The sequence below is a fragment of the Dermacoccus sp. MPR-E5 genome, from assembly GCF_058809565.1.
The window spans coordinates 1-22,162 of sequence record NZ_JBXASS010000026.1 but is presented as its reverse complement, the minus strand read 5'-3'; the positions used below and the strand labels follow the sequence as shown (position 1 = coordinate 22,162).

Below are 22,162 nucleotides of genomic sequence, written 5' to 3'. Positions count from 1 at the left end.
GGCCAGAGGGGGTCGGGGGTCCGCAGAGTCAGGCAGGCTCAAGGCGGGTCAGACGGGTTCGATGCGTCCGAGGCGCTGTGGCGAGTCGACAGTGTCAACAGTGTCGACGGAGCCCGATCGCTCGAAATTCTCCACACGCTGCACGAGCGTGCCGTCGACCTCGTGGCGCAGCAGTGCGAACGTGCGGTGGTCGCGCCACGCGCCGTCGATGTGGAGGAACTCGCGGCGCACGCCTTCGTCACGCCAGCCGAGTTTTTCGACGACGCGCAGCGAGTTGGCGTTGTCGGGGCGCACGTTGATCTCGAGGCGGTGCAACCGCTCCACACCGAACGCGTGGTCGGCGGCCATCGCGACGGCCATGGGCGTCAGGCCGTGCCCGGCGAAGCGTTCACCGATCCAGTAGCCGATCGTGCCGCCCTGCTGCGCCCCACGCACGATCGTGAAGATGTGCACCTGCCCGGCCAGGGCACCGTTCCACGTCATCGCCCACGGCAACAACCGACCCGCGCGTGCCTCAGCGTTCTGCTCCTTGACGGCCGCCTTGAAGCCCAGCGCCGGCTCGGGGTAGGGGTTCGTCGAATCCCAGGGGCCCGTCCACCGGCGGTTCGCGGCGCGCAGCGCACTCCACTCCTGCAGATCCCGACGGGGATGCAACGGACGCAACCCCAGCTCACCGCCGCGATAGCGCCGCCGCAGCGTGACGGGCCACGTGCCCGGACCCATCAGTGCGATCCTCCGCCGAGCTGCGCCATGACGTGCTCGAGGATGCCGTCGAGCACGTCGAGACCGTCGGCCACTCCCCCACGCGAGCCAGGCAGGTTGACGACGAACGCGCGCCCTGCGGCGCCGTCCGCGATGCCGGCGAGCCCACGCGAAAGGACGGCCGTCGCCACCCCTGCGGCCACACCCTTCGCACGCAACACCTCCTCGACGCCGCTGAGCTGCATCGTGAGGTACGGCCGCGTCTGCTCCGGCGTCGCGTCGCTCGGCGACACGCCCGTCCCGCCGGTCGTGACGACGACGCGGCACCCGAGCGCGAGCGCGTCACCGATCGCGTCGCCCACCGCCGGCCCGTCGGCGACGAGTCGCGCGTCGACCGTCCACCCCCGCTCACGTAGCCATGCCGCGATGACGGGCCCTGTCGCGTCGGTGTAGATCCCCTGCGCGGCCCGCGTCGAGCACGTGACGACGGCGGCGCGCCGTTCACTCATGCCAGTCACCGCTACGCCCACCCGACTTCGCCGTGACACGCACGTCAGTGATGCGCGCATGCTTGTCGACGACCTTGACCATGTCGATGAGCGCGAGCGCCGCCACGCTCACACAGGTCAGCGCTTCCATCTCGATACCGGTGCGATCGGCGGTGACGACCGTGGCGCGGATGTCGACGCCGTCGTCGGTGACGTCGAGGTCGACCTCGACACCGTGCACCGCGATCGGGTGGGCGAGCGGAATGAGGTCAGGGGTGCGCTTGGCGGCCTGCAACCCCGCGATGCGTGCGACGGCGAGGGCGTCACCCTTGGGCACGTCACCGTCACGCAGCGCCGCCACGGCGCGCTCGCTCAGCAGCACGCGCCCCGCCGCTGACGCCGAACGTCGCGTCACGGCCTTCGCCGCGACGTCGACCATGTGCGCGCTGCCGTCACCACGCACGTGGGTGAGGTCGCTCATGTCACTCCTTCTCGTCCGCCAAGTTCTCGTCGTAGGCGCCCGCCAGGGGCGCGTCGATCGGCCCGTCGAGCACGAGCACGTCGAGCATCTCACCCGTCTCGACCTGGCGGGCCTCTCGCGACACGCGCGCGAGCGCGTTGGCCCCGCCCAACTCACCGAGGTGATGCGATCCCTGGCGCGCATTGGCACGGATCGCCAGCTCGCCGTCAGCGCCGCGCACCGCGTGGACGCGCGCGTACTGGGCACGTCCACGCGGGCACGTCCACCCCGGGCCACGCACGACCCCGCGTCGCCACACGGGCGCCGGGCGCCCGCTCATGTGCGCGAGCGCGGGCGCGACGAACACCCAGAACGACACGAGCGTGCTCATCGGGTTGCCGGGCAGCGTGAACACCGGCACCCCTCGCTCGCCGAGCAGCCCGAAACCCTGCGGCTTGCCGGGCTGAATCGCGACCTTGTCGAACGTCACCTCGCCCGCCTCGATCAGCGCGGCCTTGACGACGTCATACGCCCCCGCGCTCACCCCACCCGTCGTGATGACGGCGTCAGCCGTCGCGACGGCACGCTCCAGCACCCGCGCCACCTCGCCGGCATCGTCACGTACGTGCGCGACCTCGCCGATTTCGGCTCCCACCGCAGCGACGAGCGCAGCGAGCATCGGCCCGTTCGAATCGTGGATCTGCCCATGTTGCAGCGCTTCTCCGGCCGGACGCAGCTCGTCCCCCGTCGACAGCACGACGACGCGCGGGCGCGGTGCCACCTCGATGTGATCCACTCCCGCCGAGGCGATGACGGCGACGTGTTGCGGTGCGATGATCGCCCCGGCGCGCAGCAGGACGTCGCCGATGCGCACGTCCTCGCCGCGTCGGCGGATGTGGCGCCCGTCCTCCACCTCGCCCGTGAACCGCACGCGCTCCAGCCCACCGTCGCTTTGCTCGACCGGCACCACCGTCGTCGTCCCCGACGGCACCGGCGCGCCCGTCATGATGCGCCAGGCCTCACCCGGCGCGCACGTCAGCTCCCGCGTGTCACCGGCGGGGATGTCGCCGACGACGGGTAGCTCGTCGTCCGCAGCGTCCTCGGTTCGCAGGGCGTACCCGTCCATCGCGGAATTCGTGAACCCCGGCAGGTCGACGCCGCTGCACACGTCAGCGGCGAGCGCCCGCCCGAGGACGTCACCGACCCAGCCGCCGTCGGCCAGCGCCACCCGCCGCGCAGGCAGCCGTGGAACGGCCGCGAGGATGCGCGCGAGGTGCTCGGCATCGGTGATGAGTTCGGGGGCGTGCGACATGCCCCCATTGTGCAACCCACCACCGACAACGCCCCGTTCGCAACCGGATTCGGTTGCGAACGGGGCGTCATCCTAATGCTGGATGGCGTCAGGCGCCGCGCTCGGTGCGCGTGCGCCCCTTGCCCTCGTCGGTCTCGACCCAGCCCTGCAGCCAGGAGCGGAAGTCGGAACCGAACTCGTTGTGACGCGTGCCGAGACGCACGACCGCCTTGAGGTAGTCGAGACGGTCGCCCGTGTCGTAGCGGCTGCCGCGGAAGACGACACCGATGACGCCGGCGCCCTCACCCGTCGCGCTCGCACGCTCGGCGAGCGCGTCCGTCAGCTGGATCTCGCCGCCGCGTCCCGGCTCCGTCTTCTCGAGCACCGCGAAGATCGACGGGTCGAGCACGTAGCGGCCGATGATCGCGAGGTTGCTCGGCGCCTCCCCCGCGGCTGGCTTCTCGACGAGACCGGTGACGCGCACGACGTCTTCGCCCTCACCGTCGATCGGCTCGACCGCGGCGCAGCCGTAGAGGTGGATCTGGTCGTCCGGCACCTCCATGAGCGCGATGACGGACCCGCCGTGGTTGGCCTGGACATCGATCATCTGCTCGAGCAGGTGGTCGTCCTCGTCGATGAGGTCGTCGCCGAGCAGGACGGCGAACGGCTCGTCGCCGACGTGGTTGCGCCCGACGAGCACGGCGTGGCCGAGGCCGCGCGGCTCGCCCTGGCGGATGAAGTGGACCTCACCGAGGTCGGCCGACTTCTGCACACGCTTGAGGCGCTTCTCGTCGCCCTTCTTCTCGAGGGCCCGCTCGAGCTCCCAGTGGCGGTCGAAGTGATCCTCGAGAGCAGCCTTGGAACGACCGGTGATCGTGAGGATGTCGGGAACCCCTGCGCGCACCGCCTCTTCGACGACGTACTGGATGGCCGGCTTGTCGACGACCGGCAGCATCTCCTTGGGGATGGCCTTCGTGGCAGGCAGGAAGCGCGTGCCGAGCCCGGCGGCCGGAATGACGGCCTTGCGCGCGCGACGGCGAGGAGCGGAGGACGGCGTTTCAGTCATGAGCCTAGGCTAGCCCTCATGACCGACAACGGGGCCCCGGATGCGCCGACCGGCGCGACACCTCCGCGCGACGTCGAGCCGACGCCCGACGAGCGCGAGCGCCTCGCCAAGCGCGATTTGCGCACACGACTTCGCGCCGCGCGTCGAGAGCGTCGTGATGCGACGAGCGCCGAGCAACGTCACGCCGACGGACTTGCGCTGCTGCATCACCTCGAACCGCTGCTGGCACGCGCCACATGCGTCACCTCGTTCGAGCCGCTGGCGAGCGAGTCGAACCTCGAACCGATCAACGCCGCGGTCAGGGCGCGCGGGCGCCTGCTCGTGCCGATCACGCTCGCCGATCTCGACCTGTCCTGGCGTGACGCCGCCACGGGCGACGACCTGGGCACGGGTGGCATCGCGGCCGCCGACCTCGTCATCGCGCCCGCGCTCGCGATCGGCCCGAACGGCGAACGCCTCGGCCAGGGCGGCGGCTGCTACGACCGCGCCCTGCCGCGCCGACGGCCGGGCACACCCGTCGTCGCCGTCGTCTTTCCCGACGAGCTGCTGACCGGCCCCGATGCGCCCCGCATCCCGGTCGAGGCGCATGACGAACGCGTCGACGCGGCCCTCACCGTGGACGGTCTCGTCCGCTTCGGCGTCGCCCTGGGATACTGAGGCACCGGCCCACGACGAGGCCGAGCCGACGCCGACGCACCCACCCGCTGACGCCGACCTGAGGAGGGGGCCCGATGATCGAAGCCGCCGCCGCCACCGGGTTCGACACCGCCGACCTGCCGCTGACGCTGCTGGTCGGCTCGCTCGTCCTGCTCGTCGCCGTCGCCGCCGTCCGCCTCGCCAACCGCTCGGGGCTGCCGACGCTGCTCATCTACCTCGCGATCGGCGTCGCTCTCGGTGAGGGCGGGCTCGGCATCGGCTTCGAGAACACGAACCTCACGCAGGTGCTCGGCTACTGCGCGCTCATCCTCATCCTCATCGAGGGCGGTCTGACGACGCAGTGGAGCAGCATCCGCGCGTCCGTCGCCCCGGCCCTGCTGCTGTCAACGCTCGGCGTGCTCGTCTCCGTCGCGGTCGTCGGTTCGGCGACGCACCTCCTGCTCGACTTCGACTGGAAGACGTCGCTGCTGCTCGGCGCCATCGTCTCCTCGACGGACGCCGCGGCCGTGTTCTCGGTGCTGCGCAAGGTGCCGCTGCCGCATCGCCTCGCTGGCGTGCTCGAGGCCGAGTCGGGCTTCAACGACGCGCCCGTCGTGCTGCTCGTCGTCGCCCTCGCGGACGAGGTGGTGCCCGGCGGCGAGCACCACGGCGTCCTCTCCCTCGCCGGGATGGCCGTGTTCGAACTCGCCGGTGGCGCGCTCGTCGGCCTCGCTGTCGGCTGGGTGCTCGGCGCCCTCTCGCAGCGCATCGCGCCCGGCTCGTCAGGTCTGTTCGCCATCGGCGTCGTCGCCGGGGGTGTCCTCGCCTATGCCGCGGCGTCCGTCGTCCACACGAGCGGCTTCATGGCGACCTACCTCGCGGCGCTCGTCCTCGGCAACATGCCGATCCCCCACCGTCAGGCCGTGCGCGGCTTCGGGCAGGCGATGGGGTGGCTCGCGCAGATCGGCCTGTTCGTCCTGCTCGGCCTGCTCGCCTCCCCCAGCCGCCTCATGGACCAGTTCGTGCCCGCCATGGTCGTCGGCTTCGTCCTGCTCCTGCTCGCCCGCCCCGCCTCGATCATCGCGTCGATGACGCCGTTCGGCTTCTCCTGGCGCGAGCAGGTGTTCCTGTCATGGGCAGGTCTTCGCGGCGCGGTGCCGGTCGTCCTCGCAACGGTGCCGCTCACCGCGGGCGCCGAGCAGATGCGCTGGATCTTCGACCTCGTCTTCGTCCTCGTCGTCGTCTTCACGTTCCTGCAGGCCCCGACGCTGCCGCTCGTCGCCCGCGTGCTCGGCATCGGCAACGACGCGCACGCCGTCGAGCTCGAGGTCGAGAACACGCCGCTGACGGAACTGCGCGCCGACATGCTGCACGTCAAGGTCGGCGAGCACTCGCAGCTCGTCGGCGTCATGCTGTACGAGCTGCGCCTACCGGTCGGCGCGAACGTCACCCTCGTCGTCAACGGCGAGCGCAGCTACGTGCCCGGTGAGCGCAGCGTGCTGCGCGCCGGCGATCAACTGCTCGTCGTGACGAAGGAGGCGGTGCGCGCTCGTACCCTCGCCCGCTTCCGCGAGGTGAGCGAGGGCGGACGCCTCGCAGGTTGGCGGATGCCCACCGCGCCCCGCGCATGAGCGACGCGCGCCTGCCTGACCCTGACGCTGCCTTACCATGTCGCAGTCGAACCAGCGCCGCCCGCCGGCACGAGAGAAGGAATGACGATGCCCACCTACGCCTACGCGTGCAAGGAATGCGGCCACGGTTTCGAGGCGCGCCAGTCTTTCGACGACCCGGCTCTCACGACGTGCCCCGAGTGCGGCGGCCCGCTGCGCAAGGTGTTCAACAGCGTCGGCGTGACGTTCAAGGGGGCGGGTTTCTACCGCACCGACAGCCGTTCCTCCGGCACGAGCTCCAGCTCGAGTTCCGGTTCGAGCTCGAGCGGTTCGAGCAGCTCCGACGCCTGACGGCCATCCCCAGGTGTGTCGGCCGGGCACCCTGGTCCACAGCCTGCGGCATGACGACGCGCGCCGTCGACGCGGTTCGCCCTAGCGTCGAGCCATGCCCTCACTGCGCACCCTCGACGTCGTCCACCGCCTCAACGCCCCGACGCGCGCGGCCGCGACGCGTCGCCGTCGGCTGCGCAAGGCAGGGGCCATCACCTGCCTGCTCGTCGGCGCGGCGCTCGCGGCACCGTCGGGCGGCGCCCCCGCTCCTGCGGCGTCCGCGGCCACGTCGAGCGCCTCAGCCGACGGCCCCGCACCGGCCGCCCTGCGGGGACGCCACATCGTGCGCATCACGCCGGTGGGGCCGAGCCCACAGGATGCCGCCCGCGTCGACGTGTGGGACGCCTCCGGGACGCGGCTCGTCAGTTGCGCTCCGACCTATCCGGGCTCGACTCGAGTTCCCGCTCGCGATGTGATGTCGAACACGTCGACGAGCACGGTCTCGATCGCGATGACCGATGCCGAGACCGTCCGCGTGGCCAAACATCTGGGAAACGCCGCGGATTCGGGAAGTGGCCTCCTGGTCACCGGATGCCTGTGAGCGATGGCCTTATATCACGCACGACGACACGCCGGGGCGTCTAGATTTCCTGGCTTTCCACCCATCTGGATACTCTCATCACTGCACCTTGCACACAGCATTCCAAGCAGTTAGGAGAAGCCATGAAGGGCTTCAAGGACTTCATCATGCGCGGCAACCTCATCGAGCTTGCCGTCGCCTTCATCATGGCCGGCGCGTTCGCGAAGGTCGTCGAGGCCTTCATCACGATCGTCATGGACCTGCTGGGCAAGCTCGGCGGCACGCCGGACTTCTCGTCCTACAAGCCGGGCGGCGTCCACGTCGGCGCGTTCCTCACGGTTTTCGTCAGCTTCCTCGTCCTCGCGTTCGTCGTGTACTTCGCGATGGTCAAGCCCTACGAGGCTGCCAAGGCCCGCTTCGCCAAGCCGGCTGACGCCGAGGACACCGAGTTGTCGCTGCTGGCCGAGATCCGCGACGAGCTGCGCGCCGGCCGCCGCCTCTGAGGCTCACCGAGCGCATGAGGCCTCTCGGTCTCTGAGCGCACGAAGGGCGTGAACACCATGGTGTTCACGCCCTTCGTCATGTCCGCTCCGCCACTCCCCCGGAGCCCAGGCTCAACCCCAGTGCGGCGGACGCTGATCGAGGTACCACTGATCCTGAGCGCTGCGCGGCCCCGGCGCGTCGTCGTCACGGCTCCACCAGCGCGACCAGTCGGCGTCAGGCGTGGCCGACGCGGGCGCCGCGGCGCCGTCAGCGGCGACCTCACCGTCGCGGCTCGTGGCAACCCTCGTCTGTCCGTCCACCGTCCGCGTCGCAGGCGCCGACGCCCGGCGCGGACGGCGACGACGACGGGGCTCAGAATCGCTCATCGTTCTCCTCCGCGAGGAGGCGACCCACGAGCGCGACGATGCGGGAGCTGTCGCGGGCCGGATCGCGGAACAGGTCGACGGTCCACACGCGATCATGGTGCCAGCCGAGCCGCTCCAGCGCCTCGGGGCGCAGCCGATCGCGTTCGCGGACACTGCCCATCGCGGCGTAGGCGTCACCGTCGCTCTCGACGGCGAGCAGCATGCGGCCTGGCTCCTTCGGATGCTCGACGGCCAGGTCGACGCGCATCCGCGAGTGCCCGTACCCGGTGTGCACGACGAGACCCTCGGCGCGCAGGCGCCGCGCGAGGTCCTCGACGACGTACGGCACGGGCACGATGACGGCGTCCGCGCCGACGCGGCGCAGCGCCACCGACCCGGACGACGACGTGCGGCGCCGTCGCCCGGCGACGACGGTGACGAGTTCGTCACCGTCGAGCTCCGGCTCGCCCGCGCCGGTGTCGAGGCGCTCGTCGCATTCGGCGACGTAGAGCAGGAAGTCGCGCAGGAGCACCGCGCCGCGCGAGCGCAGCGCGGCCGGGTCGACCTCGTCGCCGGTGAACGCGGAGACGACGTCCATCCGTCGGCGCGCGCGGGAGATGGCGACGTTGAGGCGACGCTCACCGCCGACGTGGTTGAGCGCCCCGAACCGGCGCACGAGAGCGCCCGTGGGGTACGGCGCGATCCCGAGGGAGAGGATGACGGCGTCGCGCTCGTCGCCCTGGACGCGTTCGAGGTTCTTGACGAAGAACGGCGCCTCCGGGTGGGCGGCGAGGAACGCGGCGAGCTCGCTGTCGACGGGTGCCTGCGCGGTGACGGCACGTTCGAGGCGGCGAGCATGCGTGAGGCCGAGGGTGATGACGCCCAGCGACTCGTGCGGGCGCTGCGCGGCGTGCTGACGCACGAGGTCGAGGACGGCCTCGACCTCGGCCTTGCCCTGATCCGGTGCCGCCTCGTCGGGGTACGGTTCGCGCACCTCGACGCGGTGAAGGCGCAGCACGTTCTCGACGTCGGCGCGCGGGAAGGTGATGAGTTCACCCTCGTAGACCGCTTCGTTGGAGAAGGCGATGAGACGCTCGTCGAGAGAGCGGTAGTGCCAGCGCAGGTGGCGCACGGGCAGCAGGCCGGCGAGCACGTCGAGCACGGATTCGCCCGTGTGCGCGGTGTCCTCCCCCGCCGAGGTGCGCTGGAAGAAGCTCGTCGGCGCGAGCTGCTGTGTGTCACCGGCGACGACGACCTGCACGCCACGCGAGATCGCCGAGATCGCCTCGGCGGGCGGGATCTGGCTCGCCTCGTCGAAGATGACGACGTCGAACCAGCGCCCCGGCGGCAGCGTCTGCGCGACGACGAGCGGGCTCATCGCCCAGCACGGCGCGAGCGCCGTCATGAGATCCGGCGCACCGGCGAAGGCCTGACGCAGCGCGTCGGCGCTGCCCGCGTGGTGACCGAAGACGAGAGCCGCCTCCATCGCCTCGACCTGCTCCGGCAGGTGCTGCGCGACGGCGTCGATGCGCCGGTAGGCGCGCTGACGCACGCGGTGCGGTGTCTCGTCGAGATGACGGCGGTCGGCTGCTGCGTAGCGCTGCGCGGCGGCGCGCAGGTCGTTGCCGCGGTGCTCCTCGTACGCCGGATCCTGACGGCGCACACGCTCGAGCACGCTCGTCCACCAGATGAACTCCCACTCGGCGGGCACGGCGTCCTCGTTCACGCCCCGCGCCGCGAAGTCGTCGACGACCGGTCCGAGGCCGAGAGCGCGCAGGCGGTCGATCTGCGAGCCGGAGCGCGCCGCGACCTCGATACGGTCGGCGTCGGCGGCGAGGGTCTGGAGGCGTGCGGCGAGCTCGTCGAGGTCGAGCGTCACGAGGTTCGTCGCACCGCGCGTGCCCTCGAGACGCTGCCCGAGCCAGTCGAGTTCGTCGGTCAGGCGCGTGTGCGCGGCGCGCACCTGCTCCGTCATCGGCGGCACGCAGGGGCGCCCATGCCCGCCGAGCTCACGCCAGCGCGCTTGCTCGTCGGCGGCGCGCTGCAGCATGGCATGCAGATCCTCGGGCGGACGCCCGGGACGCAGCGTCGCGCGGGCCTCCTTGAGCAGCCGGCGACGCTCCATCGCGCCCACCTGGTGCTCGGCGCCCTTGCGCTCGGTACGCGGCGCGCTCGCGACGACGCCCGCGTCGAGGTCGAGCGCGAACACGTCGGAGGTGAACACGTCGAGGGTCTTCGTCACGTGGCTCATGAGGTCGAGCACATCCGAGGCCTGCGTCATCGTCGTCGGCACGGGCAACCCGGCCGCCTCCGCGAGGGCCGCGAGCGACGCACGGTGGCGGGCCAGTTCGCCGCCGGCCTCATCGGCCGAGCCGTCATCGCCCGAGCCTCCGTCAACCGAGCCTCCGCCAACCGAGCCGTCATCGCCGGCCAGGCGCAGCACGAGGTCTCGAGCGCGTTCGCTGTGCTCGCTACCGCGCACGCGCGCGCCGAACCAGGCGTCGGGTTCGCCCTCGCCCTTCCACGCGCGATCCTGCGCGAGTCCGAGCAGCGTGCGTCCGGTCTCGTCGCGCGCCTCGGTGTCGAGACGGTTGAGCGGCTCGCCCTCGAGACGCACGCGTGAGCGCGGCGGGTGCGGCAGGGCGTTGAGTTCGGCGATGCGGCTCTGCGCGTCGTGCGCGCTGACGCCGAACGGGTCGCGCACGCGGTGCAGGGCGCGCACGTGCTCGATCAGGGTGACGCGCTCGGATTCGAGTTCGTCGATGACGCGCGGGTCCGGCCCGTCCGCGCTGGGACCGTCGCCGTGCGGTGAGCGCAGGGCGTCACCGACGTGCGGGGCACCCGCTGCGGGCGCGGTGACGAGGCGTCGCGCGAGGGTGTCGACGAGGTCGGCGGGCGTGCCGGAACCGGCGTGCGCGTCGAGCATGAGGTCACCGAGGCCGAGCGCCGACAGCCGTCCGATGACGGCGTCGATCGCGGCGCGCTTCTCGGCGACGAACAGCGCGCTCTTGCCGTGCGCGGTCAGGGTGGCGACGAGATTTGCGATCGTCTGGCTCTTGCCGGTGCCGGGTGGGCCCATCAGGACGAGGTGCTGGCCACCCATGACGGCGTCGATCGCCGCCTGCTGCGCCGAGTCGGCGTCGAGGACGAGAAACTCCTCGCGCGGGTCGGCGTCGAGCCCAGCGGCGGGCGCCTCGGCGCCGACGTCGAAGATCGACGCCTCGTCACCGGCCATCGCGGCGACGACGGGATGCGTGTGCAGGCGCGGCGCCTGCTCTGCGACGTCGCGCACCATCGACAGCTTCGCGTAGCTGAACGTCGAGACGACGAGGCGCTCGTCGATGCGGAACCCCGGGATCGACGCGCCCGCGCGGCGCATCATCGCGTACGTCGGGGCCGGGTCGAACCCGTGCGGGCCGGCCGACGACGCCGTCACGTACTCGTGATCGATGTTGATGCCGCGTGAGGCGAAGTAGGTGGACAGCGCCGAGTTGAGTTCGACGGTGCGCGAGACCTCGAGGACGAGATCGTCACCGCCGCGGCCACCGAAGTGGATGTCGCACTGGCGCAACAGGATCGGCGCGGCCGGCACCGCGTCACCGCTCATCTGCCACGTCGCGCGGCCGAGGGCGAGGAAACAGCTGAGGATGCCGCGCTCCTCGAGCAGTTCGCGTGACAGGTCACGGATCGCGAGCGCCTTCTCGTACGCCTCGGCGTACGCGTGCTCCGAACGCACGATCTGCGACAGCAGCACGCTACGTCCCGACAGCAGCTTCGCGACGCCCGCCGGGTGCGCCGTCGTGAGGTCGAGCTCGACGGAGTCGTCGGTGCGCTGCCACAGCAGCGAGTTGCGCCCGCCGAGGTCGACGAGGTGACGCTGCCACACCGCGGCGGCGTCACGCACGGCCTGACGACGGTCCTCGTCCGCCGCGTTCATCGTCTCGTGAGCAGCGTTCACGTGTTCGTTCGTCACCACGGCAGGTTATCGGTGAAACCTGACGTTCGTCGTCAGGCTCCCCGGCGCTCAGTAGTCGGAGCGGCGCAGGAACGCGTCGACGAACACGCCGGAGATCTGCTCGGGTGTCTTCGTCTGGTAGCTGAGGCCGTCAGTGGCCTTGGCGATGCGCTTGAGCGCGTCGGGGTCGGTACCCGTGCCGAGCGAGATCGTCACGATCTTGACGGGCTTGTCGGCCGAGTACTGCGACTTGAGGCGCGCGAGGAGCTGATCGAGCGAGAGGCCGCCGTCGGGGTCGTCGTTCGTGCCGTCGGTGAGGACGACGACGGAGTTGACGTAGTTCGGGTCGTAGGTGTCGGTGACGCTCTTGTACGCCGCCGCGACCGTGTCGTACAGCGCCGTGTCGCCGTTCTTCGCTGCGAGGCCCGGCAGCGTGTGCGCCTTCGCGATGAGGCCGTTTCGGTAGGTGTCGTCGAGGATCGGCTGCTCACCGTTCGTCAGCGGCAGGTAGTCGACGTGGTTCTTCTGCAGGTCGGAGCTGAACGCCCAGGCCCCGAGGCGCGTGGTCTTCGGCAGCACGTCGAGCGCCGCGATGGCGGTGCTCTCCATCAGCTCGATGCGGCTCTGGCCGCCGTCGATCTTCGTCTGCATCGACCCGGAGACGTCGATGAGGACGAGCATCCGCGCGTCCTTCTTGAGGTTCGTCCAGGCCGTGTCGGCGCTGACGGTCGTCGCTTGCGACGCAGGCGCCATCATCGGCAGCGAGGCCGGTAGGACGCTGCCGCCCGCCGGAGCGTCACTGCCGCCGTCGCGGAAGCCCTGCTCGCTGCGGTAGGTCTTCTCCGCGGGGCTGAGCAACTGCTGCTTCAGCGCATCGAGGGCAGCGCTGTCGGCCTGGGTGCCGCGCACCGGCGTCACCCACTGATACTCGAGTTGTTTCGCGCCGCCCGTCGGCACCATCGGCGTCAGCGGCTTGTCGGGGTGGGCCTTGTTGAACGCGAGCATCTGCTGCTCGCTCACCGGGTAGATGCGCGCGCGGTCGGCGCCCTGCAGCGCGTTGCCGTCCATCGTCGCGGCCGTCGTCAGCGACCGCGACAGGCGCAGCACCGCGCGCATGAGGTCGGAGCGCGCGTCGTTGGCGTTGGCCTGCTGATCTGCGGCGACGACGGCGAGCAGGCTCTCCGTCGCGACATCGGTGTCGATGAAACTGACGGGCAGCTTGTTGTCGAGCACGCTCAACCAGCTGTTCGGCTTCTTCGCCGCGCTGCGCAGGCTCGCGGGCACGCCCATGACGACGGGGCTCGTCGCGATCGTGTCGCCCGTCGTCACCCAGCCGCTGCCGAGCTTCTTCTCGATGAGCTGCGTCCACGCGGGCGAGTCGCTGATCCACACCTGCGGTTCGCTCGGCGAACTCGTGATGATCGACTGGTACGTGTCGCCCGGGTTCTGCGAGCTGACGCTGTACGACGCGCATACGTCACCGCGTGCCTCGACCTGATCCGCCGCGTGACGGACGGCGTCGGCGATCGCCGCGGGAGCCGCGACCTGCACGACCGACTGCGCCGAGCAGTTCGTACGCCCCTCGCCGTGCGCGGCGACCACCTTCGTCGCCCCCGCCCCCGTGACGGCGACGACGCCGGCCAGCCCGGCGAGCGCCATCACCCGACGACGGGTGGGGACGCTGGGCGTGGGCGTGTGATGTTCGGCCATGACGCCCCAATGTACCGGGGAGGTGGTGGCCGAGGCTGGCATCTTCAGCAGTTCGACGCGTGCTGGGCGCGTGTCGTTGCCTGCGAGCTCGAATCCCGCCGCGCGGGGCTGCTGCTCCCATCCGTCGAGCAGTACGCACCCTGTTGACGACAGGACGTCAGGTCGAGACGCGTCGTCAGCACACGCTTCAGTGCACCGTGATCTGCGGCGCGAACAGTCGCATGACGTCGAGGGCGCGCTCGTGGTTCGTGACGTCCGAGCCGGCGCAGGCCGAGGCGACGACGTGGACGCGCGCCCCGGCGTCAGCGGCAGCGAGTGCTGTCGCGACGACGCAGCAGTCGGTGGAGACACCCGCGAGCACGAGCGTCGGGGTGTCGCCTGTGAGTCCGCGCACCTGCTCGCCCCACTTGCCGAACGTCGGTTCGTCGACATGGTGGGCGCCCGCCGCGATGTCGGCGATCTCGGGCACGAGGGCGTACATCTCGTCCTCGCCCGGGCGGGCCGCGAACGGCCACGCGGCGTAGTAATCCGCCCACGATCCTCGCGGCGGCAGCTGCGGCACGAAGCGCGTGACGATCGTGCGGCCGGTGTACCGCTCAGCCAATGCATGCATCGGCGTGAGCGCGGCGGAGAACATCGGCGAACCCCACTCGCTCGAGGACGAGGCGAACACGACCTGCGGGTCGATGATGACGAGCCACGCGTCGTCGGGAAGCACATCGGCAATCATGACGTCACCTTCCCGCGCCGGTCGTCCGAGCCCACAACGTCGCGTCGGGCGTCATCGTCGAGTTCCTGACGACGCACCCGCCCACGTCGCAGCAGCAGCGTCGCGACGAACGACAGCACGAGCGCGAGAAGCACGCCGATGTTGGAGTAGGCCCAGTCGCCGCTCCAACCGTCCGTCGTCTCGTGGCCGAGGCCGAGTGGGTCGAGCAGGTAGCCCTGCCAGTTGTTCCACGACGCGTCCGCGGCGAAGCTGTTGACGACGAGCCCCCACCCGATGACGGAGGCGACCGCGAGGACGGCCAGTGACGTCCAGTCGAACGCGCCGTAGCGCCCGCGGGCGTCGAACAGCGCAGCCTCGTCGTAGTCGCGGCGCCGCAGCGCGACGTCGGCGATCATGATGCCCGCCCACGACGCGAGGGGCACGCCGAGGGTGATGAGGAACGACTGGAACGGGCCGAGGAAGTCCTGCGCGAAGAACACGACCCAGATCGTGCCGAGCGTCAGGATCGCGCCGTCGACGAGCGCCGCCGCCGGCCGCGGGATGCGCACGCCGAGGCTGAGCAGCGTCAGGCCGGAGGAGTAGATGCCGAGAACCGCGCCCGACACGAGCGCGAGTACGGCCGCGACGAGGAACGGGACGAGGAACCACGTCGGCAGGATCGTCGCGAGCGTGCCGACGGGGTCGGCGGCGATGCCTTCCTCGAGCTTCGGATTCGATGCGGCAAGCAGCAGACCGTACGTCAGCAGCAGGACGGGCGCGACGGCGCCGCCGAACGTGTTCCAGAAGACGATCGCGCCGCCCGAGGCGTCACGGCGCTGGTAGCGCGACCAGTCGGCGGCGATGTTGATCCAGCCGAGCCCGAACCCCGTCATCACCATGACGAGCGCGCCCGTCACCGCCTGCCATGAACCGGCGGGGACGGCCGTCACCGCGCTCCAGTGCACCTCGTCGAGGGTGAGGGCGACGTAGGCGAGGGTGGCGAGCCCCGTCAGCCAGGTGAGGACGGACTGCAGCTTCATGATGATGTGGTAGCCGGCGACGGAGGCGAGCACGATCATCGCGGCGACGACGACGGCGGCGACGATCTTCGTGGCCGTGCCACCGCCCCAGCCGAGCCGGTCGAAGATCGTGGACGTCGCGAGCACCGCCATGATCGACAGGAACGTCTCCCACCCGATCGACGTCAGCCACGAGATGACGCCCGGCACCTTCTGGCCGCGGACACCGAACGCAGCGCGCGACAGCACCATCGTCGGCGCGCTGCCCCGCTTGCCGGCGACGGCGATGAGCCCGCACAGCAGGAACGACAGGACGACGCCGACGACGCACACCGCGAGCGCCTGCGCGAAAGAGATGCCGAAGCCGAGGACGAACGAGGCGGTCGCCATGCCGAAGACGCTGACGTTGGCCGCGAACCATGGCCAGAACAGGTCGCGCGGGCGCGCCGTACGCTCCGATTCGTCGATGATCTCGATGCCCGTGGTCTCGACGGAGAGGCGACGGGATGCGGCCGCGGTGGCGGCCTGCCGCGACGCTGCGGCGTCAGCTGGTGTACTCATGCGCTCATCGTGGCAGGCGGACGACGCGCGTGGGGCGTTTCGACCAGCCCTTTTGGTCACCATGACATGACGGGTGCTCGACCTGTCGCTCACGCGGCGGGTCGACGGGACGGTCTGGCACGCAAGGCCGCCGCCGCTGCGACTGCTGACGGGCGAGGACGATCGTGGTTGTGGCGGGCGCTTGCGCCGACCTCGCTGAGGCGATCGAAAACGACGCGTCGGCCGAGCCCGCGCCCTCAGCCGAGCTCGTCGAGCACACCCGGCTGTCGAGCGACGGCGACGAGTGCCGCGGCGAGAGCGGCGCGCTCGTCAGGGGCGACGAGGTCGGCCAGGGCTGCGGCGTCGGTGGGTAACCCCGCCAGCCGGGCGCCCTTGACCGTCAGCGTGTCGGCGAAGGGTTCTCTCAGGTGCCACGTCGACTGCACCTCGCGCACGACGATGCCCGCGCCCGTCGCGCCGATGCCGTCGAACTCCTGCAGCAGCTTCACGATCCGTTTCGGGTCAGCGCCCGCTTCGTCGCGCAGACGCCGCAGGTCGTCGTCCCATCGCTCGCGGATTGTCTCGGCGTTCTTGCCGAGGCGCGTCGACGTCGAGAAGTCGTAGCGCCGATAGCCGCCACGGCCGAGGGCGTCGACGCGTTGCTGCCACGACGTCGCACGGGTGCCCGACGGTGTCGTGCAGCCGATCGCGAACAGCTCGCGCGCGCTCGCGAGGGCCGCCTCGGCGCGGATGCGAGCCGACAGCAACTGTGCGACGACGAGCAGCTGCCACGGCGCCGCAGGTTCGTCGACGAGTCTCACACCGGCGCGTTCGGCGAACGTCTCACCGTGCGCGGCAACGAGTTTCGCGGCCAGGGCCCGGGCGTCAGTCACCGCAGGGTGGCGAGTGCCATGGGCAGGCGGGGCGGGATCTCACCGGCGAGGAAGCCGACGCGCCCGTGTTCGGCCGCGAGCACATCACCAGCCGCAGCATGGACGTGCTTGCCCCACACGAGGGCCTGCGCGAGCCCGACGCGCAGTGCCGCCTGCCCGGACAGCATCGCCGCGCCAGGCGTCGAGCGATCGCCGCCGATGACGAGGCGCTGGCCGCGGCTGTACTTCGTGCCGGTCGGCTCGGGCAGCGGCCAGCTGCGCAGCAGATTGGGCGTCACCGTCGTCGGCGACATGGCGTCACCGCCGCGTGCGACATCGGGGATCTCGGGGCGCTCGATGCTCATGCTGGCGTCTCATTCTCGCCGGCGTTCGACGCGCTGTCGTCGGACTCGCGCTTCTCGTCGCGCTGCGCCGAACCATGTGCGTCGATGTCGTCGGCCGCGCCCGGTTGATCGGTGACGGCGATGCCCGCGTCGCGCAAGTGTTCGTCGAGGTTGTAGTCGAGCAGGCGCCAGCCGGTCGGCGATTCGTCGTCGCTGACGAGGCGGCAGATCGCTGCGTTGCGCATTCCGTTCGTGCGGGCGCGCTCCATGACGGCGTCCTCGTCCATGCCCTCGGCGACGTAGCAGAACATGAGGTTGACGACGTCGTGCGCCGTGACGAGCACCGTCTTGCCCGCGGCGCGCAGACGCAGATCGGCCATGACGGCGCGGACGCGGCCGGCGACGTCGGCCCAGGATTCGCCGCCGGAGGGGCGGTAGTAGAACTTGCCGATCCATTCGCGACGCTTCGCCTCCTCGGGGTAGGCGTCGCGGATGCCGCGCCCGGTGAGCATGTCGGTGACACCCATGTCGCGGTCGCGCAGACGCTCGTCGACGAGGACGGGCAGTTCGAGCGACGCCTCGTCGAGCGCGATCTGGCCCGTCTGACGCGCGCGTCGATACGGGCTCGTCCACGTGACGTCCGGCTGATCGTCGGCGGGCTGTTTCGCGAGCCACGTGCCGACGGCGGCGGCTTGTCGGCGGCCGAGTTCGCTCAGTTCGATGTCGGGGTCGCGCACGGGCACGTCGATGCGCTCGAGGTCATCGCGCAGCGCCGCCTCCGCTGCCACGTTGCCCTCCGACTCGCCATGACGCACGAGAACGAGAGTTACCTGATCCACACCGTTGACGCTATGCCCTGCCATCGACGACGCGCCACTCCCCCGCGCCACCCGTGGGCACGCGCGTCAGTGCACGAGACCGTCGGTCCCGACGAGGGGGTTGGCGCTCGTCGGCACGCGTTCGGCCTCCGGGATCGCGCCGGGCGCGGTGCCGTCACCGAACGGGGTGCCGCCGAGACGCGCTCGATCGTGCGGTTCGGCCCAGACGCTCAGGTCGGGACCGCCGGGGATGATGCCCTTGGGGTTGAGGTCGCGGTGCACGAGGTAGTAGTGCTGCTTGATCTGGGTGAAGTCGATCGTGTCGCCGAATCCGGGCGTCGTGAACAGGTCGCGCGCGTAACCCCAGAGGTTCGGCATCTCGGTGAGCTTGCGGCGATTGCACTTGAAGTGACCGTGGTAGACAGCGTCGAATCGCGCGAGCGTCGTGAACAGGCGCACGTCGGATTCGGTGATCGCGTCGCCGACGAGGTAGCGGCGCGTTGCGAGACGCTCCTCGAGCCAGTCGAGGGCGGTGAACAGCCGCTCATAGGCGGTGTCGTAGGCCAGCTGATCCCCCGCGAAGCCGCAACGATAGACGCCGTTGTTCACCTCGGTGTAGACGCGCTGGTTGACGGCGTCCATCTCCTCGCGCAGTCCCTGCGGCCACAGGTCGGGGGCGCCGGCGCGGTGGTGGCGCGTCCACTGCGTCGCGAAGTCCTCGGTGATCTGTGCGAAGTCGTTGGTCACGACCTCGCCGCTGCGCTCGTCGACCATCGCCGGCACCGTGATGCCCCTCGGATAGCCGGGTAAGCGCGCCTCATAGGCATCCTTGAGGCGCGGGATTCGCAGGACGGGGTCGAGCCCGCCGGGGTCGAGGTCGAACGTCCACGAGTTCTCGTCGTGCGTCGGGCCGCACAACCCCATCGAGATGACGTCCTCGAGCCCGAGCAGGCGCCGGACGATGATGGCGCGGTTCGCCCACGGGCACGCGCGGGCGGCGACGAGACGGTAGCGCCCCGGCTCCACGGGCCACCGCGCGTCGGGATCGTCGAGGATGCGGTCCTCGATGTACTGCGTGTCGCGGGTGTACGCCTTGCCCTCGCCAGCCATGTCGATCTCCCGGGTCGTCAAATCTCGAACCGCCGTCAGCCCGGACGGTCATGGCGCCGAGTGGCGCGACGCCTCGTCCAGTATGCGCCGGGGCACGGAGGTGCGGCGTCACGCCAGGCACGCCGGGGCGCGTCTTGGCGTTCACACGCGCGTCGAGGTCGCACCCAGCCTCGACGCGCAGGCGGGGCCATCCTCATACCTCTGCTCGCGTGAACGCGACGCTTCGTGACGCTCGGCTGACGATGACAGGCCTTGCTACCGTCGTGTCATGGAGCGCATCGAATTCTTCTATGACCCGTGTTGCCCGTTCTGCTGGATCACGAGCCGGTTCCTTCTCGAGGTGAGCGCGGAGCGTGACGTCGACGTCACGTGGCGTCCGTTCAGCTTGGCGATGAAGAACAACGAGCTCGCCGGAGACGATGATGCCGTCAACGAGCACGGCGAGATGCACCGTTCGTCGCATCGCGTGTTGCGCGTCATCACGAAGGCGGCGGAGCAGCACGGTGCGAGTGTCATCGACCTGTACTCGGCGTTTGGCCGACGCTTCCACCTCGACCACGAGAAGTACGACGACATGATGATCGCCGACGTTCTCGCCGCCGCCGGGCTGCCGGCGGAGCTGGCGAAGGCGGCTGACGACACGTCGCTCGACGAGGGTCTGCAGGCGTCGATCGACTCCGCTGTCGAGGCGGTCGGTGATGACACGGGCGTGCCGACGATCATCTTCGTCTCCGATGACGGTCAGCGCCGCGGCTTCTACGGCCCCGTGCTGCAGGAGCTGCCGAGCAAGGACGACGCGCTGCGCCTGTGGGATTCGCTCGTCGGCCTCGTCAGCGTCTCGGCGTTCTACGAACTCAAGCGCACCCGCCCAGAGGGCATGCCCGACACGGCGAGCACGAAGGGTCTCTGACGGCCTGAGCCCTGCGGCCCGCCCCACTTGCGCGTCACGTCGCGCGAGTGGGGTGGCGTAAGGTGTGCTGTTTTCCTCGCGTGCACGCCTCACCGCCCGGGCGAGGTGCTGTCTGGCCCGAATGCAGGACGCTGGGCCGTTCTGCAGTCACCGGAAGGTGCGGTCATTCTCCTCTGTGCGGGTCCCGACTAGATGGGCGCGCCCTGGAGACGTCCCCGCCCATCTCGGCCGCGCGTCAGAGATAACCTGGCTACACCACGACCGGCCCGCCTGTATTGCAGGTCAAGGCCGGTCTTCGCGTCGCGACGGCCCACTCCGGCGTCCACGGCCCACTGTGAAAGGCACTTATGCGCTCTCAGACATCGCTGCCCTCAAGCGTGACCTCGAGCGCTCGGGCCAGCAAGGTGAGCGCTACGTCTTGAACGGGCTCCTGCTGGGCGCCGGCGGTGGCGATCAGCGCGCGGTACAGAGCGTCGGGAACGTCCTCGATGATGAGGCTCTGCGCGTCGGGGTCGGTCTTGGTCCCCGCCTGGGTTCCGTTCATCGAATACAGGGCATATTCGACGACCTGTGGCCCCACACCGAGTTCTTTGGCTGCGGCAGCGGCAAGTTCGAGGTACTGGTCATACTGCGTGCTCATCCAACCCCAGGAGTCCCAGCCGAGGCTGCGCGCAACACGGGCGTCCAGGATCAGGGGTCGCTTGCCTCCGACGCCCTCGCGCCCGTAGCCGGAGAAGTAGAGCCACTTCGTGAAGAAGGCCGGTCCGAAGTACTTGATGTGGTTCGTACCTCCCGGCTGCAGGCTGGCGTAAACGGCTTTCGGGTCTTCGCCCGCGCGAATGGCCTGGTGCGCGGCCAGTAGCTTGGTGGCCATGTCGGGAGATTGCAGAGGACGACGGCACCGATAGCCGGTGATGCCCTGCCAGCCGGCGCCCCAGCCGCACATGAGGACGTACAGATCGAGGGCGTCAGCCTCGCTGACCACGTTCTCGGCTCGTTCGAAGATGTCGCGGCGTTTCACATGGCGTGGCTTGCCGTCACCAGGCACCGCATCAGCGAGTACGGCAGGCAAGCCGAGCCCTTGGGGCCAGTGCTTGCGCCAGGTGCCGGGATAGAAGTATTCCTCCTGGGCCTCGACCTGCGCATCCGTGGCGACGTCGCCGTGGGCCTTGATGAGCGATACGAGCGCGGCCGATGTGGTGATCATGCTCGGAGGATAGGTGACGCGGAGGGGCGCCGCGGCGAATCGCGGCCCGAGCATTCTGCCGAATACGAGCGAAATGGCTGGATGTGAGCGACCTGCCGCTCGTATCCAGCCATTTCGCTCGCATTCGCCGTCACGGTGGGGCGTGGTTCTCCCGGCAGGATTCGAACCTGCGACACCCGCTTTAGGAGTGGGCTCAAACGCGCGCGGCACGGGTTCGAGGACCGTCCCATGCGCGTGGTTACTGATGGTTGTCTGACGTCGCCACCTGCCCGTTGTCGCTGGCGTGTGCCCGAAATGTGCCATCCGCTTGCCCGTGGGCCCCCTCGGCCGCCGTCCGCAAATCAGACTCATCTATAAGAGGACCAGACCATGAAGAACAAGATCGACAGCTGCTATGTATGCCAGGGGACGCCCGCCACGGCGGTTGGAGCCTTCGTTTCCGGCGACACAACCGCGGACGATTTCGTGATGCGCGTGGCGGCCGTGCTGAGTTGCGCCAAACACGAGGCCGAAGTGTCGCGACGAGTAGTGGCGGAGTCGTGGAATGACTTGGTGGGCAAGTTGGCCGCGCAGACCTTCCCGGGGGTCGCGGTGGGCGAGCGTGAGGAATGGCTGAGGGAGCAGGTGGCCAGCGTCGCGGGCGAGGAGGGGCCGACTCCGGATGACTTCGCGGAGGCCCTGCGTTCCGAGCCGGACGCAGATGTCATGGGAGTGACCATGGCGTTGTCCTCTGAGTAGGTCAGCTCCATCACAAACGACGGCCCCGGCATGTGCCGAGGTGGGGGTGCGCGTAGGCCGAGCTTGCGAGGCCGGAGCGCCGGGGTCCCTGCCGACAGCACATGCCGGGGCCGTCGTTTGCGCGCGGAGCGCGCCTTGAAACAGGGCTCTTCACAGATGAGGGTGTAGCGCGTAGTCAAGGATCGAACGGCGTGGCGCTGCCCGGGTAGGCGTCGAGGC

22 protein-coding genes are annotated in these 22,162 nt (G+C 70.2%); 7 read left to right on the top strand and 15 right to left on the bottom strand.

Translation table 11 applies throughout. From position 1 onward, the window contains the following. Window positions 1-48 precede the first annotated feature (48 nt). The 5 genes from AC1RS9_RS14025 to galU form a co-directional block, all read right to left on the bottom strand. Window positions 49-723: a GNAT family N-acetyltransferase gene (locus tag AC1RS9_RS14025; protein WP_062257277.1), complete on the bottom strand. Its 675-nt coding sequence runs from the start codon at window positions 721-723 to the stop codon at window positions 49-51. After that, window positions 723-1,211 (bottom strand): MogA/MoaB family molybdenum cofactor biosynthesis protein, encoded by a 489-nt coding sequence (locus AC1RS9_RS14020; protein ID WP_062257279.1) that lies wholly within the window; start codon window positions 1,209-1,211, stop codon window positions 723-725. Before AC1RS9_RS14020 ends, AC1RS9_RS14025 begins: the two co-directional genes overlap by 1 nt. Further along, complete coding sequence (moaC, locus tag AC1RS9_RS14015; RefSeq protein ID WP_062257281.1) at window positions 1,204-1,671, bottom strand: cyclic pyranopterin monophosphate synthase MoaC; 468 nt, start codon at window positions 1,669-1,671, stop codon at window positions 1,204-1,206. The genes AC1RS9_RS14020 and moaC overlap by 8 nt, the downstream gene beginning before the upstream one ends. Window position 1,672: 1 nt before the next feature. Then, the gene (locus tag AC1RS9_RS14010; RefSeq protein ID WP_062257284.1) at window positions 1,673-2,962 is read right to left on the bottom strand and encodes a molybdopterin molybdotransferase MoeA; all 1,290 of its coding nucleotides are present in this window, start codon (window positions 2,960-2,962) and stop codon (window positions 1,673-1,675) included. 88 nt (window positions 2,963-3,050) lie between these two features. Further along, window positions 3,051-4,007, bottom strand: coding sequence for a UTP--glucose-1-phosphate uridylyltransferase GalU (galU, locus tag AC1RS9_RS14005; protein WP_062257285.1), 957 nt, complete (start codon window positions 4,005-4,007; stop codon window positions 3,051-3,053). A gap of 18 nt (window positions 4,008-4,025) precedes the next feature. On the opposite strand from galU, the gene AC1RS9_RS14000 reads away from it, so the two are divergent. The 5 genes from AC1RS9_RS14000 to AC1RS9_RS13980 all read left to right on the top strand — a co-directional run bounded on the left by AC1RS9_RS14000 (window position 4,026) and on the right by AC1RS9_RS13980 (window position 7,666). Next, complete coding sequence (locus AC1RS9_RS14000; protein ID WP_062257287.1) at window positions 4,026-4,664, top strand: 5-formyltetrahydrofolate cyclo-ligase; 639 nt, start codon at window positions 4,026-4,028, stop codon at window positions 4,662-4,664. Window positions 4,665-4,738: 74 nt separating this feature from the next. Beyond that, on the top strand, window positions 4,739-6,274 hold the full coding sequence (locus AC1RS9_RS13995; protein WP_136788842.1) for a potassium/proton antiporter: 1,536 nt from the start codon (window positions 4,739-4,741) through the stop codon (window positions 6,272-6,274). Window positions 6,275-6,361: 87 nt separating this feature from the next. Continuing rightward, a complete protein-coding gene (locus tag AC1RS9_RS13990) occupies window positions 6,362-6,604 on the top strand; it encodes an FmdB family zinc ribbon protein (protein ID WP_038571495.1) in 243 nt (80 codons plus the stop codon). A 94-nt stretch (window positions 6,605-6,698) separates the two neighbouring features. Then, window positions 6,699-7,184, top strand: coding sequence for a hypothetical protein (locus tag AC1RS9_RS13985; RefSeq protein WP_136788841.1), 486 nt, complete (start codon window positions 6,699-6,701; stop codon window positions 7,182-7,184). A gap of 122 nt (window positions 7,185-7,306) precedes the next feature. After that, window positions 7,307-7,666: an MscL family protein gene (locus tag AC1RS9_RS13980; protein ID WP_136788840.1), complete on the top strand. Its 360-nt coding sequence runs from the start codon at window positions 7,307-7,309 to the stop codon at window positions 7,664-7,666. Between the two features lie 111 nt (window positions 7,667-7,777). On the opposite strand, the gene AC1RS9_RS13975 is transcribed toward AC1RS9_RS13980, so the two are convergent. The 9 genes from AC1RS9_RS13975 to AC1RS9_RS13935 form a co-directional block, all read right to left on the bottom strand. Further along, a complete protein-coding gene (locus tag AC1RS9_RS13975) occupies window positions 7,778-8,032 on the bottom strand; it encodes a hypothetical protein (protein WP_136788839.1) in 255 nt (84 codons plus the stop codon). Beyond that, entirely contained in the window at window positions 8,019-11,984 is a 3,966-nt protein-coding gene (locus tag AC1RS9_RS13970; protein ID WP_136788838.1) for a PDDEXK-like endonuclease domain-containing protein, read from the bottom strand. Before AC1RS9_RS13970 ends, AC1RS9_RS13975 begins: the two co-directional genes overlap by 14 nt. A 51-nt stretch (window positions 11,985-12,035) precedes the next feature. Next, complete coding sequence (locus tag AC1RS9_RS13965) at window positions 12,036-13,676, bottom strand: VWA domain-containing protein (RefSeq protein WP_492921907.1); 1,641 nt, start codon at window positions 13,674-13,676, stop codon at window positions 12,036-12,038. A gap of 187 nt (window positions 13,677-13,863) precedes the next feature. Then, window positions 13,864-14,406 carry an isochorismatase family protein gene (locus AC1RS9_RS13960; RefSeq protein WP_074040821.1) on the bottom strand — a complete coding sequence of 181 codons (543 nt, stop codon included), beginning with the start codon at window positions 14,404-14,406 and terminating at the stop codon, window positions 13,864-13,866. Beyond that, complete coding sequence (locus AC1RS9_RS13955; protein WP_492921905.1) at window positions 14,403-15,965, bottom strand: purine-cytosine permease family protein; 1,563 nt, start codon at window positions 15,963-15,965, stop codon at window positions 14,403-14,405. The genes AC1RS9_RS13960 and AC1RS9_RS13955 overlap by 4 nt, the downstream gene beginning before the upstream one ends. Window positions 15,966-16,201: 236 nt before the next feature. Next, window positions 16,202-16,837, bottom strand: a complete 636-nt coding sequence (locus AC1RS9_RS13950; RefSeq protein WP_074040819.1) for an endonuclease — start codon at window positions 16,835-16,837, stop codon at window positions 16,202-16,204. Beyond that, complete coding sequence (locus tag AC1RS9_RS13945; protein ID WP_074040818.1) at window positions 16,834-17,181, bottom strand: hypothetical protein; 348 nt, start codon at window positions 17,179-17,181, stop codon at window positions 16,834-16,836. Before AC1RS9_RS13945 ends, AC1RS9_RS13950 begins: the two co-directional genes overlap by 4 nt. Beyond that, window positions 17,178-17,999 carry a histidine phosphatase family protein gene (locus AC1RS9_RS13940; RefSeq protein WP_492921903.1) on the bottom strand — a complete coding sequence of 274 codons (822 nt, stop codon included), beginning with the start codon at window positions 17,997-17,999 and terminating at the stop codon, window positions 17,178-17,180. The genes AC1RS9_RS13945 and AC1RS9_RS13940 overlap by 4 nt, the downstream gene beginning before the upstream one ends. A gap of 66 nt (window positions 18,000-18,065) precedes the next feature. Next, entirely contained in the window at window positions 18,066-19,088 is a 1,023-nt protein-coding gene (locus AC1RS9_RS13935; RefSeq protein ID WP_136788834.1) for a glutathione S-transferase family protein, read from the bottom strand. Between the two features lie 268 nt (window positions 19,089-19,356). Here AC1RS9_RS13935 and AC1RS9_RS13930 point away from each other — a divergent pair, with 268 nt between their 5' ends. Further along, window positions 19,357-19,998 (top strand): DsbA family oxidoreductase, encoded by a 642-nt coding sequence (locus AC1RS9_RS13930; protein WP_312293443.1) that lies wholly within the window; start codon window positions 19,357-19,359, stop codon window positions 19,996-19,998. A gap of 355 nt (window positions 19,999-20,353) precedes the next feature. Here AC1RS9_RS13930 and AC1RS9_RS13925 read toward each other — a convergent pair whose 3' ends face one another. Next, a complete protein-coding gene (locus tag AC1RS9_RS13925) occupies window positions 20,354-21,205 on the bottom strand; it encodes an 8-oxoguanine DNA glycosylase OGG fold protein (protein ID WP_312293442.1) in 852 nt (283 codons plus the stop codon). Between the two features lie 369 nt (window positions 21,206-21,574). On the opposite strand from AC1RS9_RS13925, the gene AC1RS9_RS13920 reads away from it, so the two are divergent. Further along, complete coding sequence (locus tag AC1RS9_RS13920; RefSeq protein WP_312293441.1) at window positions 21,575-21,943, top strand: hypothetical protein; 369 nt, start codon at window positions 21,575-21,577, stop codon at window positions 21,941-21,943. The last annotated feature ends 219 nt before the right edge of the window (window positions 21,944-22,162 follow it).